The following is an 18,095-nucleotide window of genomic DNA, read 5'->3' as shown; positions in this document are numbered from 1 at the left end:
AACGTTCCTTCTCAAGGCTGGCGGACTGGCGCGACATAGCGCCCCGGGGCCCAACTGGCGAGACGCCGGGAATGTCCCGTTGTCGACGCGGCATCGCGCCAGGCGTATCCCGCCCGTCGACCGGTGAATTGTGGCTGAATAGACCGCCCCGAAGGCCGCTGCTTCAGACGCCTCCAAACCCCCTCGCTAGGGGGGATTGTTCGCGTGCCCCCGGTTACGCTAAGGACGACGTCCATGCGTATCCCCCAGTCTCGCGCGCTCTCGATCGCGCTCCTCGCCGCCATAGCGCTCCCCATGGCCGGGTGCGCGAGTTCGCGCACCTCCACCGACATCCCGTATGTCGCGCGCGACGTGGGCACGCTCTACTCGCTGGCGAAGAAGCGGCTCGACCAGGGGCGCTACAAGGAATCGGCGCAGCTGTTCGACGAGGTCGAGCGCCAGCATCCCTATTCAATCTGGGCCCGCCGCGCGCAGATCATGAGCGCGTTCAGCTATTATCTCGACACCGACTATACCAAGTCGATCCAGTCGGCGCAGCGGTTCATCGCCGTCCACCCCGGCAACCGCGACGCGCCCTATGCCTATTACCTGATCGCACTCGGCTATTACGAGCAGATCACCGACGTCACGCGCGACCAGAAGATCACGCGCCAGGCGCTCGACGCACTGGGTGAACTGACGCGGCGGTATCCGAACACGCGCTATGCGTCGGATGCGCGGCTGAAGATCGATCTCGTCAACGATCACCTTGGCGGCAAGGAGATGGAGATTGGTCGCTTCTACGAGACGCGCGGCCAGTGGCTCGCGGCGAACGGGCGGTTCCGCACCGTGATCGACCAGTATCAGCAGACCACGCACACCCCCGAGGCGCTGATGCGTCTGACCGAGACCTATCTCGCGCTCGGCGTCCCGGTCGAGGCCGAGAAGGCCGCGGCCGTGCTGGGTCGCAACTATCCGGGCACGCCCTGGTATCAGCGTGCGTACAAGCTCATGCAGGAGCATCCGGTCAAGCCGCTGGCGCCGATCGCGACGGGCGCGCAGATCGTCCCCGCCGGCACCCCCGGCGCGCTCCCCGCCGCTGGCCTCGGCGAGACCCCGGCAATCCCCGGCTCGCCCGGCAATGGCGGCTCTGGTTCCGCTGCAGCAGGCGGGTCGGGCCCGGTCGGCCCCGCCGGCACCACGCGCACCACGCCCGGCAACTGAGGACATAGGGGCTCGGCCCCGTCCCCCGAGCAACGTCATCCTGACGAAAGTCAGGACCCAGAGCCATTAACGGCACGCTCGTTACCCTGGGTCCTGACGTTCGTCAGGATGACGATTGGCGTCGCGCGCTTGGAAAGAACGGACGGCCCCTAGCCCCGCTGACGAACCAGAACATTGGGGGATCATTTTCGCATCCGGATCGTCTAAGGGACGAACCGATGCTGACAGAACTCTCCATCCGCGACGTGGTATTGATCGAGGCGCTCGACCTCGGCTTCGGCCCGGGGCTCGGCGTGCTGACCGGCGAGACCGGCGCGGGCAAGTCCATCCTGCTCGATGCGCTCGGACTTGCGCTCGGCGGCCGCGGCGACAGCGGACTGGTCCGGCATGGTGCTGCGCAGGCGGTGGTGACCGCGACCTTCGACCCGCCCGCCCCCGGCACGCCGCTGATGGCGCTGCTCGATGAGAACGGGCTGACGATCGAGGCGGGCGAACCGCTGATCATCCGCCGCATCGTCAAGGCCGATGGCGGCAGCCGCGGCTTCGTCAACGACCAGCCGGCCTCCGCCGGGCTGCTGCGCGAGATGGCGCCGACGCTGGTCGAGATCCACGGCCAGCATGACGAGCGCGGCCTGCTCAACCCGCGCGGCCACCGCGCGCTGCTCGACATTTTCGGCCGCACCGAACCCGCCGCGACGACCCGCGCGTGGACCGCATTGCGCGAGGCCGAGGATGCGCTGGCGACCGCCCGCGCGGATATCGAGAGCGCCGCGCGCGACCGCGACTGGCTCGAACACACCGTCGCCGAACTGACCGCGCTCGGCGCCGAACCCGGCGAGGAGGAAACGCTCGCCGATACCCGCCGCTCGATGCAGCGCGCGGAGAAGATCGCGGACGACCTGTCGGCGATCGACGACTATCTCGAAGGGTCGGATGGCGGGCTCGCCAAGCTGCGCCAAGCCGCGCGCGTGCTGGAGCGGATTTCGGGCGATCATGTCGCGCTGGCCGACGCGCTCGCCGCGGTCGACCGCGCGGTGATCGAGGGATCGGTCGCCGAGGAGCGGATGCGCGATGCGCGGATCGACCTGGCCTATGACCCGCGCAGCCTCGAGGACGACGAGGCGCGGCTGTTCGAACTCCGCGCGATGGCACGCAAGCACCGCGTCCAGCCTGACGACCTCGCCGCGCTGGCCGACGAGATGCGCGCCCGGCTCGAACGACTCGACGCAGGCGAAGGCGGTATCGCGGTGCTCGAGGCGACGCTCGCCAAGGCGCGCGCCGCCTACGACAAGGCCGCGGACGCGCTCTCGGCCCGGCGCGCCAAGGCTGCGCTGCGACTCGACACCGCGGTCGCGGGCGAGCTTGCGCCGCTCAAGCTCGACGCCGCCCGCTTCCGCACCATCTGCGCCCCGCTCGGAGAGGACGGCTGGTCGGGCGCAGGCAAGGACCGTGTCGAATTCGAGATCTCGACCAACCCCGGCGCGCCCTTCGCCGGCCTCACCAAGATCGCCAGCGGCGGCGAATTGTCGCGCTTCATCCTCGCCTTGAAGGTCGCGCTCGCGGAAGAAGGCGGCGCGACGACGATGGTGTTCGACGAGATCGACCGCGGCGTCGGCGGCGCTGTCGCCAGCGCGATCGGCGAGCGACTCGCACGGCTCGCGCAGAGCACGCAGCTGCTCGTCGTCACGCACAGCCCGCAGGTCGCGGCACGCGGCGCCAAGCATCTGCTGATCGCGAAAAGCAACGACGGCACCGTCACGCGCACCGGCGTCCGCGCGCTCGACGAGGCCGAACGCCGCGAGGAGATCGCGCGCATGCTCTCGGGCGCGACGATCACCGACGAAGCGCGCGCGCAGGCCGAACGACTGCTCGAAACCGCCTGACACTCTTGCCGCGCGCGGGGCAGCTGCCTAACCCCGCGATCATGACCGCGCTGCCCACGTCCGCCCTTCCCGCCACCGAAGCGGAGGCCGCCGCCGAGCTGGCGACGCTCGCCGAGCGCATCGCCTATCACAATGCGCGCTATCACACCGACGACGCGCCCGAGATCAGCGACGCAGCCTATGACGCGCTGGTGCGCCGCAACAGCGCGATCGAGGCCGCCTTCCCCGCGAGCGTCCGCGCCGATTCGCCGAGCGGCAGCGTCGGCGCCGCGCCCGCCGGGCACCTGTCGAAGGTCGCGCATGCCAAACCGATGATGAGCCTCGACAACGCGTTCTCGGACGCGGAAGTCGAGGAGTTCGTCGGCCGCGTCCGCCGTTTCCTGAAACTCGCCGACGACGCCCCCGTCGCGCTCACCGCCGAGCCCAAGATCGACGGCCTGTCCTGCTCGCTGCGCTACGAGGACGGCCGGCTGGTCCAGGCGCTCACCCGCGGCGACGGCCAGGTCGGCGAGGACGTCACCGCCAATGTCCGCACGATCGCCGACATCCCGCAGACGCTCGCCGGCGAGCCCCCCTTCCCCGCGGTCTTCGAGATCCGCGGCGAGGTGTACATGGCAAAGGCCGACTTCGCCGCGCTCAATGCCCGCCTGCTCGCCGAGGCCGAGCACACCGGCAAGGAGGCGCGCCAGTTCGCCAACCCGCGCAACGCCGCCGCGGGCTCGCTCCGCCAGAAGGACGCGGGCATCACCGCCGAGCGCACGTTGCGCTTTCTCGCGCATGGCTGGGGCGAGGCGAGCGCGGTCCCCGGGGAGACGCAGTCCGCGATCGTCGACCAGTTCCGCGCCTGGGGCTTCGCGGTCGCCGACGCCTTCGCGCGCGTCGAGGACGAACGCGGCGCCTTGGGAATCTACCGTGCGATCGAGGCCGGACGGGCCGAGCTCCCCTTCGACATCGACGGTGTCGTGTACAAGGTCGACCGGCTCGATTGGCAGGCGCGACTCGGCCAAGTCGCGCGCGCGCCGCGCTGGGCGATCGCGCACAAATTCCCCGCGGAGCGCGCGCAGACCACGCTCAACGCGATCGACATCCAGGTCGGGCGCACCGGCGCGCTGACCCCCGTCGCGCGACTCGACCCCGTCACCGTCGGCGGCGTCGTCGTCACCAACGCGACGCTCCACAATTTCGACGAGATCGAGCGGCTCGGCGTCCGCGTCGGCGACCGCGTCCTCGTCCAGCGCGCGGGCGACGTCATCCCGCAGATCGTCGAGAGCCTGACCGTCGCCGAGGATCGCCCCGCCTATGTCTTCGACCGACTCTGCCCCGATTGCGGGTCGGCCGCCGAGCGCGAGGAGGGCGAGGTCGTCTATCGCTGCACCGGCGGGCTGATCTGCCCCGCGCAGCGCGTCGAGCGGCTCATCCATTTCACCTCGCGCCACGCCTTCGACATTGGCGGGCTCGGCCAGACCCTGGTCGAGGCGTTCTTCCGCGACGGGCTGATCGAATCGCCCGCCGACATCTTCCGCCTTACCGAGGAGCAACTCGTCGCGCGCAAGAAGGACGGCCGCGTCTGGGCGGCCAAGCTGATCGCGGCGATCGACGCGCGCCGCCAGATCGCGCTCGACCGCTTCCTCTTCTCGCTCGGCATCCGCCATGTCGGCGAGATCACCGCGCGCGACCTCGCCCGCCGCTATCGCTCGGCCAAGGCGCTCGGCAGCATGCTGCGCCGCGCGGTGTTCCTCTACCACAGCATCACGCCGGTGATCGGCGAGCCCGAACGCAAATATGTCCTGCGCCGCGACAAGCTGCTGGTCGGCGTGATCGAGACGGCGGGCGTCGGCCCCGAGGTTGCCAACGCGCTCATCGGCTTCTGCGCCGAGCCGCACAACCGCGCGGTCGTGTTCGACCTGCTGCGCGAGGTGACGCCCGCGGACGTCGTCCACGAAACCCGCGATTCGGACGTCAGCGGCCAGACCCTGGTCTTCACCGGCAGCCTCGAGACACTCAGCCGCGACGAGGCCAAGGCGCAGGCCGAGCTGCTCGGCGCACGCGTCGCGGCGTCGGTCTCGGCCAAGACCGACCTCGTCATCGCCGGCCCCGGCGCGGGGTCGAAGCTGAAGAAGGCGACCGACCTGGGGATTCGCGTGATCACCGAGGCGGAATGGGCGGCGATCGTCGCGGCGAGCTGAACGCGCAGCGTGCCACGCACTTGATCGAGATTGGTTCCGTCGTGGACCAGTCGATGCCGGGCCGTGGCTTTTTTGCAACGCAATATGACGGAGTGCGTCCGGCGCAACACGCGACTCGCCAATGTCATGGAACCGAAATATTTGGAGCGCAGGGGCGCGGCTGACCGAACGATCAAGTCGCGGATCTCGAGCATAAGCTCAAAGGGGACATTTCAAATGCGTAACAACCTTTTCCTGGGTGCGGCGGCGATTGCGCTGATCGCGCCGATGGCCGCGTCCGCGCAGGAGACGACCTCCTCGATCCGCGGCACTGTTACAGCCAATGGCGCGCCCGTAGCCGGCGCGACGGTGGTGATCCTGAACGTGCCGTCGGGTTCGCGCTCGACGCAGACGACCGACGCCTCGGGCAGCTTCAATGCCGGCGGCCTGCGCGTGGGTGGTCCGTTCACCGTCACGGTCACCGCGGCGGGCTATCCCGAAACGTCGATCACCGACATCCAGACCACCGTCGCGCAGACCTATGAACTGCCGATCGAGCTGGCCGCCGCCGAATCTGGTGGTGCGGACATCGTCATCACCGCGTCGTCGCTGCCCCGCGCGCGCAACGTCAGCCAGGGCCCGGCAACGGTCCTGAACGCCGAGCAGATCGGCTCGGTCGCATCCGTGAACCGCGACGTCCGCGACCTGATGCGCCGCGATCCGTTCGCGCGTCTCGACGACACCCCCTCGGGCGGTCGTGCCGTTTCGTTCGCCGGCCAGAATGCGCGCTTCAACCGCTTCTCGGTCGACGGCGTGCCGGTCACCGACAATTTCGGCCTCAACCCCGACGGCCTGCCGACCCGCCGCGCGCCTATCCCGTTCGATTCGATCGGCCAGTTCCAGACCAAGGTCGCGCCCTATGACGTCCGCGAAGGCAACTTCCAGGGCGGCGCGATCAACGCAATCCTGAAGTCGGGCACCAACGAATTCCACGGCACGGGCTTCTATGCCTATTCGGACGACAGCCTGACCGGCAACCGCACGAAGGCAGGCCCCGGCGTTCCCACCGGCCGCGTCAACATTCCCGACTTCAAGTACGAGAATTTCGGCGCGGAGCTGTCCGGGCCGATCATCAAGGACAAGCTGTTCTTCATGATCGCGGGCGAGCGCATCCGTGCGAACACCCCGATCGTCGAGGGTACCGCCGGCACCAACGCCGGTACGGTCGTCCCCAACATCACCGACGCACAGGTCGCCCAGATCCAGCAGATCGCGGACTCGCGCTACGGCTATGACACCGGCGGTGTGCTGCAGGATTCGAACGATCGCGACGATCGCCTCGTCGCCCGTATCGACGCCAACCTGTCGGATACGCAGCGCGCGTCGCTGACCTATCTCTACACGAAGGATTCGATCCAGCTCGGTCAGAACACCTTCGTCACGGGCACGCCCGGGCTCGGCCTCGAGTCGAACGGCTATATATCGTCGAACCGCCTCCACACCGGCGTCGCGCAGCTGAACAGCGACTGGAGCGAGGAATTCTCGACCGAAATCCGCGGTTTCTACAAGGACTACAAGCGCGGTCAGGACCCGATCCTCGGCCGCGGCTTCGCCCAGATGCAGGTCTGCACCGCGCCGACCTCGGATCGCAGCACCGGCACCGCCACCAACAACGACCTGTCCAACACCTGCCAGTCGGGCTTTGGCAACGTCTCGTTCGGACCGGACATCTCGCGCCAGTCGAACGAACTGACCAGCCGCAGCTTCGGCGGCCTCGTGCAGGGACGCCTGACGCGGGACAATCATGACGTCCGCGTGTTCGGTGAGTTCACCGATTCGAAGATCAACAACCTGTTCGTCCAGCGGACCGCGGGCGATTACTACTTCGACTCGATCGCCGATTTCCAGGCCGGCAACGCGCAGCGTTTCCGCTATGGCAATGCCGTTCCGTCACTCGACCCGGTCAACGGTGCCGCGCGCTTCCGCTACCAGTCCTACAGCTTCGGCGTTCAGGACACGTGGCGCCTGAGCGACCTGTTCACGCTGTCCTACGGTGCACGCTACGACACGTTCGGCGGCCATAGCCGTCCCGAGCTGAACTCGGCATTCCTGTCGCGCTACAACTTCCCGAACACCGCCTATATCTCGGGCCGCGGCGTGTTCCAGCCCCGCATCGGGTTCGACTTCAAGCCGGTGTCGGCGGTGTCGCTGCGCGGCGGTATCGGCATCTTCTCGGGCGGTGCGCCCGACGTCTATGTCTCGAACAGCTTCTCGAACACGGGCTTCCTGACCAACGCGATCGACGTCCGCCAGAACAACAACAACAGCTACACGATCGCCGGGCTGTCCGCGGCGGACGCGCAGACCAACGGCGGCGCGATCCTGACCAACGTGAACGGCACGGCGGTCCCGGCGGCGGCCAATGGCGTGCTCACCAACGCGACGGTCAACACGCTTTCGCCGACCAACGCACTCGATCCGAACTTCAAGGTGCCGTCGCAGTGGCGTGGCACGCTGTCGGCCGACTATGATCCCAACTGGGGTGGCACGTTCGGCGATGGCTGGCACTTCGGCGCCGACTTCCTGTGGTCCGACGTCCGCAACCAGGTGTTTTTCACCGATCTGCGCGTCGCGCCGACGGCATTGCGGACGCCAGATGGCCGCGTACGCTATGCCTCGCGGACCACGTTCGCCGACACCAATTCGGACCTGTATCTGACGAACACCACGCGTGGCCGCAGCTACATCGGCGTCGCGCGCGTCAGCAAGGACTTCGATTTCGGCCTCAACCTGGGCGTCAGCTACACCTATCAGGACATCAAGGATCAGGCGCCGGCAACCTCGTCGACCGCGTCGTCCAACTACGGCAATGGCGCGTTCCTCGATGCCAATGGCGCCGCCTATGGCATCTCGAACGACCAGGTGAAGCACAACATCAAGTATAACGTCAGCTTCAACCACGCGTTCTTCGGCGACTACAAGACCAACTTCACGCTGTTCGGCGAGACGCGTATCGGTCGCCCGTACAGCTACACGATGCAGGATCTGTCCTCGAACCGGTCGCCGGTGTTCGGCACGATCGGCAGCGCATCGCGCTACCTCCTCTACGTGCCGACCTCGACCACCGATGCGCTGGTGTCGTATGACAGCGTGGCAACGCGGGACACGTTCGAGGCGCTGATCAACTCGACCGACCTGAAGAAGTATCGTGGCAAGATCACGCCGCGCAACGGCTTCAACTCGAAGTGGTTCACGCGTTTCGACCTTCATCTGTCGCAGGAAATCCCGACCTTCGTCGGCGCCAGCCGCGTCCAGCTGTTCGCGGATATCGAGAACGTCACCAACTTCCTGAACAAGAACTGGGGCCAGATCCGCGAATACCAGTTCCCGTACACGATCCCGGCGGTTCGCGTTCAGTGCCTTCAGACGGCGGTCGCGACCGGCACCGCGCCGGGCGCAGCGGTCACGGCGAATTCGAGCCAGGCCTGCGCACAATATCGGTACAGCGCGCCCGCATCGGCGCCGAGCGACACGATCTATTCGCGTCAGTCGCTCTACTCGATCCGCGTCGGCGCACGGTTCAGCTTCTGAGCCCTATCGCCTCGACGTGACGACCGGGCCGCCGTTTCCAGATGGGAAACGGCGGCCCTTTCGCGTCTGGTCGCCGGCCCTTCGCCGCTGGCACGAAAATCTCCTGGAGCTGCAAGCGCTTTTGCGCCCGCCGCCGCCCGCGTGTTAGACCGCGAGCAACCATGGCCAGCTCCCCCGCCCCGTCTTCCACCCAGCCCCCCGGCACGCCCCCCCGCCTGCCCTTTTCCGCACGGCCGTTCTTCGAGAACAAGGCGCGTGCGTTCTGGACGCTGCAGGCGGTCGGCTGGAGCGGCTATCTGATGCTGCGCGGCGTGTCGTCGGTGTCGAATGGCCTCACGCTCACCTCGATCATCCCGGTCATCATCGAGGCGATCGTCGGCTATTGCATCACGCTGCTGCTCTCGACGCTCTATGGCTATTACCGCCGCATTCCGCGCGTGATCGGGCTGTTCCTGACGATCGCGACGCTGGCGGCGGCGACGTTTCTCTACGCGGTGCTCGACGCCTTTTCCTTCTCGTTCATCCAGACCGCGACGCCGGGGATCACGATCACCCGCATGCTCGGCTTCGTGTTCCTCAACTTCGTCACGCTCGCGGGCTGGTCGGCGCTGTATTTCGGGATCAACTTCTACCTGATCGTCGAGGAGCAGATCGATCAGATGCAGCATCTGGAGAATCAGGCCTCCTCGGCGCAGCTGGCGATGCTGCGCTATCAGCTCAACCCGCATTTCCTGTTCAACACGCTGAACTCGATCTCGACGCTCGTGCTGCTCAAACAGACCGAGCGGGCGAACGCGATGCTGTCGCGGCTGTCGTCGTTCCTGCGCTACACGCTGGCCAATGAGCCGACCGCGCACGTCACCGTCGCGCAGGAGATGGAGACGCTGAAGCTGTATCTCGAGATCGAGAAGATGCGGTTCGAGGACCGGATGCGGCCGAAATTCGACATCGACCCGCGCGCCGAGCGCGCCCGCCTGCCCTCGCTTCTGCTGCAACCGCTGGTCGAGAATGCGATCAAATATGCGGTCACGCCGCAGGAGGAAGGCGCCGAAATCTGCGTCACGGTGCGGCTGGCCGGGGAACGGGTGCAGATCGCCGTATCCGATACCGGACCGGGCTTGATCGAGGGCCGGATCAGTCCAAGCCTTTCAACAGGCGTCGGGCTCGCTAATATTAGAGACAGGTTGGCGCAGGCATATGGCCCCGACCATCGTTTTGAAACCCGCTCCACGCCCGCTGGCGGCTTCTCGGTCGAGATCGAGATTCCCTACCAGCTTGAAGACGTGAACAGAGAGGCCGCATGACCATCCGTACCATTCTCGTCGACGACGAGCCGCTGGCGATCCAGGGGCTCGAACTCCGCCTCCAGGCGCATGAAGACGTCGAGATCATCGAAAAATGCTCGAACGGCCGCGAGGCGATTCGCGCTATCAAGACGCACAAGCCCGATCTCGTCTTCCTCGATATCCAGATGCCCGGCTTTGACGGCTTCTCCGTCGTCCAGGGGCTGATGGAGGTCGAACCACCGCTGTTCGTCTTCGTCACCGCCTATTCGGACCACGCGCTGCGCGCGTTCGAGGCGCAGGCGGTCGATTATCTGATGAAGCCGGTCGAGGAATCGCGGCTTGCCGACACGATCGAACGCGTCCGCCAGCGCCTGTCGGAAAAGCGCGGCGTCGAGGAGGTCGACCGGTTGCGCGAAGTGCTTGCCGACGTGGCGCCGGATGCGGCGGCCGACATGCCGGACGGCGATGCGGTGTCCGCCAACCGCTTCGAAAAGCTCATCAACATCAAGGATCGCGGCCAGATCTTCCGCGTCGATGTCGACACGATCGAGCGGATCGACGCGGCCGGCGATTATATGTGCATCTACACCGGCGACAACACGCTGATCCTGCGCGAGACGATGAAGGATCTGGAGAAGCGCCTCGACCCGCGCCGGTTCCAGCGCGTGCATCGCTCGACGATCGTCAATCTCGACCTCGTCAAGCAGGTGAAGCCGCACACCAATGGCGAATGCTTCCTGGTGCTCAATTCGGGTGCCAGCGTGAAGGTGTCGCGCTCCTATCGCGACGTGGTGGCGCGCTTCGTCCACTAGTACGCGGCGGGTCGTCTCCCGCCGCTCCATACTCCCCTCCCGTCATCCTGACGAAAGTCAGGATGACGGCGGGGCGAGAGGCGCCGCCCCGCGATCGGCGCTGCCCCGCCTCGCCCGCCCTCTCGCAAAACCATGCTGCATCTGCTAACGCCCGCGGCATGCTGAACCTGAACAATATCACGGTGCGCCTTGGCGGACGCGTTATCCTCGACGGCGCCAGTGCGGCGCTGCCGCCGGGCAGCCGCGTCGGGCTGATCGGCCGCAACGGCGCGGGCAAGTCGACGATGGTGCGCGTGATCGCAGGGCAGTTGGAGCCCGATGACGGCTCCGCAGACATGCCCAAGGGTGCGCGCATCGGCTATCTCGCGCAGGAAGCGCCGCACGGCGTGAAGACCCCGTTCGAGACCGTGCTCGAGGCCGATCTCGAACGTGCCGCGCTGATGATCGAGAGCGAGACGAGCGAGGATCCCGACCGGCTCGGCGACGTGTACGAGCGGCTGATCGCGATCGACGCCTATACCGCGCCCGCGCGCGCCGCGCAGATCCTGCTCGGCCTCGGCTTTGACGAGGAGATGCAGGCACGCACGCTCGACAGCTTCTCGGGTGGCTGGAAGATGCGCGTCGCGCTCGCCGCGTTGCTGTTCTCGCAGCCCGACCTGCTGCTGCTCGACGAGCCATCGAACCATCTCGATCTCGAAGCGGTGATGTGGCTCGAGGACTTCCTCAAGAGCTACAAGGCGACGATCGTCGTCGTCAGCCACGAACGCGATTTCCTCAACAACGTCGTCGATCACATCCTGCATCTGCAGGGCGGCAAGATCACGCTCTATCCCGGCGGCTATGACGCGTTCGAACGCCAGCGTGCCGAGCGGCTTGCGCAGATCGAGGCGGCGCGCGCCAACCAGGCGGTGCAGCGCGAGAAGCTGCAGGAGTATATCGCGAAGAACAGCGCGCGCGCCTCGACCGCCAAGCAGGCCCAGTCACGCCAGAAGATGCTGGCGAAGATGCAGCCGATCGCCGAGAGCTACAATGATCCGACGCTCTCGTTCGGCTTCCCCAACCCCACCGAGCTCCGCCCGCCGCTGATCACGCTCGACATGGCGACCGTGGGTTATGCGGACGTACCGATCCTGAAGCGGCTCAACATGCGGCTTGATCCCGACGACCGGGTCGCGCTGCTCGGCCGCAACGGCAACGGCAAGACCACACTCGCGCGGCTGCTCGCGGCGCAGCTGACCCCGATGGACGGCGACATGGCGTCGTCGAACAAGATGAAGGTCGGCTATTTCACCCAGTATCAGGTCGAGGAACTCGATCCGCACGATACGCCGATCGAGCATATGGCGCATCTGATGAAGGGCGCGACGCCCGCCGCGGTGCGCGGCCAGCTCGGCCGGTTCGGTTTCTCCGGCGACAAGGCAACGACCAAGGTCGGCAAGCTGTCGGGTGGCGAACGCGCCCGGCTCGCGCTCGCGCTCATCACGCGCGACGCGCCGCATTTGCTGATCCTCGACGAGCCGACCAACCATCTCGACGTCGACGCGCGCGAGGCGCTCGTGCAGGCGCTCAACGCCTATACCGGCGCCGTCGTGCTGGTCAGCCATGACCGTCACATGCTCGAGCTGACCGCCGACCGGCTCGTGCTGGTCGATGGCGGCACGGCGAAGGAATTCGACGGCAGCCTCGACGATTACATCGCGTTCGTCCTGAAGGGCGATGCGGGCAAGGGCGATGCGGCGTCGAAGGCCGACAAGAAGGCGGGCAAGAAAGCCGCGGCGGAGGCCAAGAGCAACGACGCGGCGCTGCGCAAGACGCTGCGCGAGGTCGAGGAGCAGACCGCGAAGTTCACCAAGGAACGCAACGCGATCGACCGCGCGATGGTCGACCCGGCCAATGCCGAGCCGCGCTTCTCACGGATGTCGATGGGTGATCTCAGCAAGCGTCGCGCCGAGGTGAATGCGAAGCTCGAGGCGAGCGAAGCCAAGTGGCTCGAGGCGAGCGAGGCGCTGGAGGGCGTGGCGGCGTAAGCCACGCCCCTTCCCCGTCATCCTGACGAAAGTCAGGATCCAGAGTTAGGCAGGGTGGCGCCTGTGACTCTGGATCCTGGGTCAAGCCCAGGATGACGGGGTAGGTTACGTGAACGCGAGGCTCAGCCCTCGTCGGCGTCGCTCGCCGCAGGCCGCTCGAACCATGCCTCGACCGGCCCCGACAGCTTCAGCGTCAGCGGGTTGCCGTTGCGATCGACCTTCTTGCCGAGCGCGACGCGGATCCAGCCTTCGGAGATGCAATATTCCTCGACGTCGTGGCGCACGCCATCCTTGAAGCGGATGCCGATCCCGCGCTCCAGCAGCTCCTGCTGGAAGAACGGGCTGCGATGGTTGGTCGAAAGGCGATCTGGGGGCGTGTCGGTCATCGCGCGCGCTTAGCCGCAAGCGGGCGGGTGGCGCCACAAAAAAACGGCGCCGGGATTGCTCCCGACGCCGCGTTCTCCGTCAGATCAGATCAGCTGCACACCTGCACCTGGACCTGATCGCCATAATAGGGATCGACCCGCCACTCGCTCCAGCACCGCGGGCGATAATCCTGGCGGTAATAGGTCCGTACCGGCGGACCGTCGTAATAGCCGCCATTATAATAGCCGCGGTCGACATAGCGGTCGCGGTTGCTGCTCGCGATCGCTGCACCCACGCCGAGCCCGAGAATACCGCCGAGCACTGCCGCACCCGCGACATTGCCGCCGCCGCGATGGTGATACCCACCCCAGCCGCCGCCGCGATAGCCGCGACCCCAACGCTGCGCATCGGCTGGCGCTGCCGCCGTCAGCGCGGTCGCTGCAAGGGCGATGCCGAGACCTGCCTTCTTCATCAATCCGTTCATCGAGAACCTCCTCTACGTCCGGTCCGCATGAAGCAAACGCATGAACCGCGACCGTGGTCCCGCTCTATCCGAGTCGGTCTGAACCGAAGCGGAATGTGCTGTTAAGCTGAGGTTTAACGGCATGGAGAGCATCCCCGCCCCGCCATGACCGCCTGCTAGGTCTCGTCGCGATATTTCATCTCGAGGAAGCGACCGCGCGTCGCCAGCGTGTCGAGATCGTCCTGCGCGAGCCTCTGTGTCATCTCGCCAATCTCCTGCTCGATCAGCGACAGCCCCGCGACGAGTTCGGCATCGGGCGTGCGGCCATTGCGCGGCGTCGTACGCAGCGCCTGGGGCACGCGTTCGTAATCCTTGACGAACGCGGGCAGCTGCTCGCCGACCAGCTTGCGCACCTCGATCGCCTCGGGCGCGTCGTCGGCGAACCGCGCGAGCTGCGGCGCGAGCGTTTCGAGCCGCACGCCGATCCGGTCGACCAGGGTCACCGCGGGCGCGGGCAAGGCGGGGCGCTGCGCCTCCAGCCAGCGTTCGGTCTGCCGCGGCAGTGCCTTGATATCGACCGATGCGAGCCGCTCGGGCGTCGGCGCGCGCTCGGCGGGCCACACCGCGAACAGCAATGTCGCCGCGACCAACAACGCGGTGACCAACATAAAACCGCCGATCCCGAGCGGGACGATCCAGCCGATCACCATCGCCGCAATAAGGATCGCGACGTCGGCGATCGCGATCCGCGTCAGCCTCTTACCGATCGTCTGAGTCCGGCGTGTCCGCCCCCGCGTCGGCAGCCGGGCCGCGCCGACCGCGCCGCGGTCATCCGAGATCCGCGACCAGGAGGCGCGCGCGCTGGCGATGGCGTCGTCGACTTCGCTCACGCCTTACATCGCCTCCAGCTTGAACGCGCTCGGCGACGGGCCGCCCAGCTGCCCCCCATTTTGACCTTGGGTGGCCCCCTCAGCCCGCGCGATATAGCCGCGCGACTTGTCGACCTCGTTCGACAGCGCGCCGACCGTGGTCTTCATGCTGTCGAGCGCCTTCAGCTTGAACACGTCGATCGCGTCCATCGTGTCGTAGATATTCTGGAACGCGCGTTGCAGCGTCTCGAGCGGGATGGTTGCGGAAGCCGCCTGCTCGTGGATCTGCGCAGTCTGCGATTTCAGCAGCTTGCCGGTCGAGTCGATGATGTTCGCGGTCGTCGTGTTGAGCGCGGTGATCTGTTCGAGCACCAGCTTCTGGTTGGTCAGCGCCTGCGCGACCGTCACCGCGGTGCGCAGCGCGGACACGGTCGTGGTCGAGGCGCGGTCGACGCCCTTCACCAGCTCGACATTGTTCTTCTTGACCAGGTCGAGCGCGAGATAGCCCTGCACGGTGACCGCCATCTGCGTCAGCAGATCCTGCGTGCGCTGGCGGGTGTAGAACAGCGCGGTCTCGCGGATCGCCTTGGCCTTGGCCGGATCGCTGTGGTCGAGATCATTCGCGACATCCTCGAGCTTCGCATCCATCGTCTTCGACAGATGGATCATCTGTTCGAGCCGCCCCATCGCCGCCCACAGATTGGCGCGCTCGGTATCGATCGCGGCATTGTCCATCAGCAGCTCGTCCTTGCCCGACGACAGGCTCTTCAGGATCTGCGCGATATGCGTCTGCGACGATTTGTAACCGTCAAAATAATTGCGCATCTTGCCGCCGAACGGGATGATCCCGAACAGCTTCTGCGGCGCGGTCAGGTTGCCCTTCTTGCCGGGATCGAGATCCTCGACGACGCGGCGCAGCTCGGCCAGATCCTTGCCGACGCCGGTTTCCTGATCCATCGCGCGGACCGGGCGATCGAGGAACCGGTTCGACTGGCCCGCCGCCTCGCGGATTTCCTTCGCCCCCATCGCGGTGATCGCATCGACGCGCTTGCCGAATTCAGGGCTGTTGACGTCCTGCGCGACCAGATCGGTGACAAAGCCTGCGACGCGATCGTCGAGCTGCGACTTCACTCCCGCATCGACCGGCACGAGCCCGGCGGCCTTCGTCGCGGAGACGGTCGGCACGGGGTCGGGCGGCGTCAGGACCAGGCCAGGCTCGGTCGTCAGCGTCTCGGGTGTCGTCGCCATGCAATCCTCCAATCGGTGCCGCATCCTAGGGGAACGACACCCGCATTCAACTGTGGTGTCTAGATAATACACGCAAGCCACGCAATCGTCTTGGCGGCTCGCCCGGAAGCTGGTGCGGGCCACCCCGAAACAGGCTCGTGATCGGCGATTTTTCCGGCAGCGGGGAACCATTCGGGCGGCAATCGAAACGCCAAACTTGCCGCATCGCGGAATAAACGCTAAGCGCGCCTGCAAATTCCGTCCAAACCGAAAGCATTCCCATGAGCCTCCGCAACGTGGCGATCATTGCGCACGTCGATCACGGCAAGACGACGCTGGTCGACCAGCTCTTCCGCCAGTCCGGCACCTTCCGCGACAACCAGCGTGTCGAAGAGCGCGCAATGGATTCCAACGACCTCGAAAAGGAGCGCGGGATCACGATTCTCGCCAAGCCGACCTCGGTCGACTGGACGCCCCCGGGCGAGAGCGAGAGCATCCGCATCAACATCGTCGACACGCCCGGCCACGCCGATTTCGGCGGCGAAGTCGAGCGCATCCTGTCGATGGTCGACGGCGTCGTCCTGCTGGTCGATTCGTCGGAAGGCGCGATGCCGCAGACCAAGTTCGTCACCGGCAAGGCGCTGGCCCTCGGCCTGAAGCCGATCGTCGTCGTCAACAAGGTCGACCGTAACGACGCGCGCATCCAGGAAGTGCTCGACGAAGTGTTCGATCTGTTCGTGTCGCTCGACGCGAACGACGACCAGCTCGATTTCCCCGTGCTCTACGCCTCGGGCCGCAACGGCTATGCCTCGACCGACATGGATGCGCGCGAAGGCACGCTGATCCCGATGTTCGAGACGATCGTGAAGCACGTGCCGCCTCCCGCCGTGGAAGTCGCCGGCGTGCCCTTCACCTTCCTCGTCACGCTGCTCGACCGCGATCCGTTCCTCGGCCGCGTTCTCACCGGTCGCGTCAATTCGGGTACCGTGAAGACCAACCAGGCGATCCACGCGCTCGATAACGACGGCAAGATCATCGAGACGGGTCGCGCGTCCAAGATCATGTCGTTCCGCGGCCTCGACCGCGTGCCGGTCGACGAAGCCAAGGCCGGCGACATCATCTCGCTGGCAGGGCTTTCGGTTGCGACCGTCGCCGACACGATCGCCGACATCACGGTGACCGAGCCGCTGCACGCGCAGCCGATCGATCCCCCCACGCTGTCGATGCGCTTTGCCGTGAACGACTCACCGATGGCGGGCCGCGAGGGCACCAAGGTGACCAGCCGCATGATCCGCGAGCGTCTGTTCCGCGAAGCCGAGTCGAACGTCGCCGTGAAGGTGACCGAGGCGGCCGACAAGGACAGCTTCGAAGTCGCCGGTCGTGGCGAGCTTCAGCTGGGCGTGCTGATCGAGACGATGCGCCGCGAAGGCTTCGAGCTCGGCATCTCGCGTCCGCGCGTGCTGTTCGGCGAGGACGAGGACGGCAAGAAGACCGAGCCGTACGAGACCGTCATCATCGACGTCGACGAGGAGCATTCGGGCACCGTCGTCGAGAAGATGAACATCCGTAAGGCCGAGATGACCGACATGCGTCCGTCGACCGGTGGCAAGACCCGCATCACGTTCTCGGCGCCAAGCCGCGGGATGATCGGCTATCATGGTGAATTCCTGTCCGACACGCGCGGCACGGGCATCATGAACCGGCTGTTCGAGAAGTACGGTCCGCACAAGGGCCAGATCGAAGGCCGCAAGAACGGCGTTCTGATCTCGAACGGCTCGGGCGAAGCGAACAACTATGCCCTCGGTCCGCTCGAAGAGCGCGGCATCCTGTTCGTGGGCCATGGCGAGGCACTCTATGAGGGCATGATCGTCGGCGAGAACGCCAAGCCGGACGACCTCGAGGTCAACCCGATGAAGACCAAGGCGCTGACCAACTTCCGCGCTTCGGGCGGCAAGGACGACCAGGTCCGCCTGTCCCCGCCGAAGCGCGCGACGCTGGAGCAGGCGATCGCCTATATCGACGACGACGAGATGGTCGAAGTCACGCCAAAGTCGATCCGTCTGCGCAAGCGCTTCCTCGACGCGAACGAGCGTAAGCGCGCGAGCCGGGCAAAGCAGAGCGCGTAAGCCTGGCATGGCGAAGCCGGCCAGGCTTACAAGCTCGGCCGGCCTCGCTCAGGCGAGGTCCGACGACGCGGCTCCGC

General features: G+C 66.5%; 12 protein-coding genes. 8 read left to right on the top strand and 4 right to left on the bottom strand.

Annotation, left to right across the window (positions count from 1 at the left end; translation table 11 throughout):
* The first annotated feature begins 234 nt into the window (after positions 1-234).
* The 7 genes from FHY04_RS19295 (at position 235) to FHY04_RS19265 (ending at position 12,967) form a co-directional block, all read left to right on the top strand.
* On the top strand, positions 235-1,203 hold the full coding sequence (locus FHY04_RS19295; protein ID WP_107045237.1) for an outer membrane protein assembly factor BamD: 969 nt from the start codon (positions 235-237) through the stop codon (positions 1,201-1,203).
* Positions 1,204-1,421: 218 nt separating this feature from the next.
* Positions 1,422-3,086: a DNA repair protein RecN gene (gene recN, locus FHY04_RS19290; RefSeq protein ID WP_183937494.1), complete on the top strand. Its 1,665-nt coding sequence runs from the start codon at positions 1,422-1,424 to the stop codon at positions 3,084-3,086.
* Between the two features lie 41 nt (positions 3,087-3,127).
* Positions 3,128-5,272, top strand: coding sequence for an NAD-dependent DNA ligase LigA (ligA, locus tag FHY04_RS19285; protein ID WP_183937493.1), 2,145 nt, complete (start codon positions 3,128-3,130; stop codon positions 5,270-5,272).
* A gap of 216 nt (positions 5,273-5,488) precedes the next feature.
* Entirely contained in the window at positions 5,489-8,842 is a 3,354-nt protein-coding gene (locus FHY04_RS19280) for a carboxypeptidase regulatory-like domain-containing protein (RefSeq protein ID WP_183937492.1), read from the top strand.
* 161 nt (positions 8,843-9,003) lie between these two features.
* Positions 9,004-10,146, top strand: a complete 1,143-nt coding sequence (locus FHY04_RS19275; RefSeq protein WP_051916213.1) for a sensor histidine kinase — start codon at positions 9,004-9,006, stop codon at positions 10,144-10,146.
* Positions 10,143-10,940, top strand: a complete 798-nt coding sequence (locus FHY04_RS19270) for a LytTR family DNA-binding domain-containing protein (protein WP_031393111.1) — start codon at positions 10,143-10,145, stop codon at positions 10,938-10,940. The genes FHY04_RS19275 and FHY04_RS19270 overlap by 4 nt, the downstream gene beginning before the upstream one ends.
* Positions 10,941-11,098: 158 nt before the next feature.
* Complete coding sequence (locus FHY04_RS19265) at positions 11,099-12,967, top strand: ABC-F family ATP-binding cassette domain-containing protein (RefSeq protein WP_031440648.1); 1,869 nt, start codon at positions 11,099-11,101, stop codon at positions 12,965-12,967.
* 122 nt (positions 12,968-13,089) lie between these two features.
* On the opposite strand, the gene FHY04_RS19260 is transcribed toward FHY04_RS19265, so the two are convergent.
* From FHY04_RS19260 to FHY04_RS19245, 4 genes are all read right to left on the bottom strand, one after another.
* Positions 13,090-13,353: a DUF3297 family protein gene (locus tag FHY04_RS19260; RefSeq protein WP_037529686.1), complete on the bottom strand. Its 264-nt coding sequence runs from the start codon at positions 13,351-13,353 to the stop codon at positions 13,090-13,092.
* Positions 13,354-13,442: 89 nt separating this feature from the next.
* Positions 13,443-13,817, bottom strand: coding sequence for a hypothetical protein (locus tag FHY04_RS19255; protein ID WP_031393114.1), 375 nt, complete (start codon positions 13,815-13,817; stop codon positions 13,443-13,445).
* A gap of 155 nt (positions 13,818-13,972) precedes the next feature.
* A complete protein-coding gene (locus tag FHY04_RS19250) occupies positions 13,973-14,686 on the bottom strand; it encodes a hypothetical protein (RefSeq protein WP_056407255.1) in 714 nt (237 codons plus the stop codon).
* 3 nt (positions 14,687-14,689) lie between these two features.
* Positions 14,690-15,913, bottom strand: a complete 1,224-nt coding sequence (locus FHY04_RS19245; protein WP_056407253.1) for a toxic anion resistance protein — start codon at positions 15,911-15,913, stop codon at positions 14,690-14,692.
* A gap of 260 nt (positions 15,914-16,173) precedes the next feature.
* Between FHY04_RS19245 and typA the strand changes: the two genes are divergently transcribed.
* Positions 16,174-18,018, top strand: a complete 1,845-nt coding sequence (gene typA, locus FHY04_RS19240) for a translational GTPase TypA (protein WP_056674093.1) — start codon at positions 16,174-16,176, stop codon at positions 18,016-18,018.
* Positions 18,019-18,095 lie beyond the last annotated feature (77 nt).

Origin of the sequence: Sphingomonas sp. BK481 (assembly GCF_014194875.1) — a bacterium.
Taxonomy (GTDB): domain Bacteria; phylum Pseudomonadota; class Alphaproteobacteria; order Sphingomonadales; family Sphingomonadaceae; genus Sphingomonas; species Sphingomonas aerolata.
This window is presented reverse-complemented; position numbering and strand designations above follow the sequence as displayed.

Bases quoted from the DNA above. Each gene is read 5' to 3' on its own strand.
- FHY04_RS19295 (WP_107045237.1), top strand. From the start codon at position 235: ATGCGTATCCCCCAGTCTCGCGCGCTCTCGATCGCGCTCCTCGCCGCC.
- recN (WP_183937494.1), top strand. From the start codon at position 1,422: ATGCTGACAGAACTCTCCATCCGCGACGTGGTATTGATCGAGGCGCTC.
- ligA (WP_183937493.1), top strand. From the start codon at position 3,128: ATGACCGCGCTGCCCACGTCCGCCCTTCCCGCCACCGAAGCGGAGGCC.
- FHY04_RS19280 (WP_183937492.1), top strand. From the start codon at position 5,489: ATGCGTAACAACCTTTTCCTGGGTGCGGCGGCGATTGCGCTGATCGCG.
- FHY04_RS19275 (WP_051916213.1), top strand. From the start codon at position 9,004: ATGGCCAGCTCCCCCGCCCCGTCTTCCACCCAGCCCCCCGGCACGCCC.
- FHY04_RS19270 (WP_031393111.1), top strand. From the start codon at position 10,143: ATGACCATCCGTACCATTCTCGTCGACGACGAGCCGCTGGCGATCCAG.
- FHY04_RS19265 (WP_031440648.1), top strand. From the start codon at position 11,099: ATGCTGAACCTGAACAATATCACGGTGCGCCTTGGCGGACGCGTTATC.
- FHY04_RS19260 (WP_037529686.1), bottom strand. From the start codon at position 13,353: ATGACCGACACGCCCCCAGATCGCCTTTCGACCAACCATCGCAGCCCG.
- FHY04_RS19255 (WP_031393114.1), bottom strand. From the start codon at position 13,817: ATGAACGGATTGATGAAGAAGGCAGGTCTCGGCATCGCCCTTGCAGCG.
- FHY04_RS19245 (WP_056407253.1), bottom strand. From the start codon at position 15,913: ATGGCGACGACACCCGAGACGCTGACGACCGAGCCTGGCCTGGTCCTG.
- typA (WP_056674093.1), top strand. From the start codon at position 16,174: ATGAGCCTCCGCAACGTGGCGATCATTGCGCACGTCGATCACGGCAAG.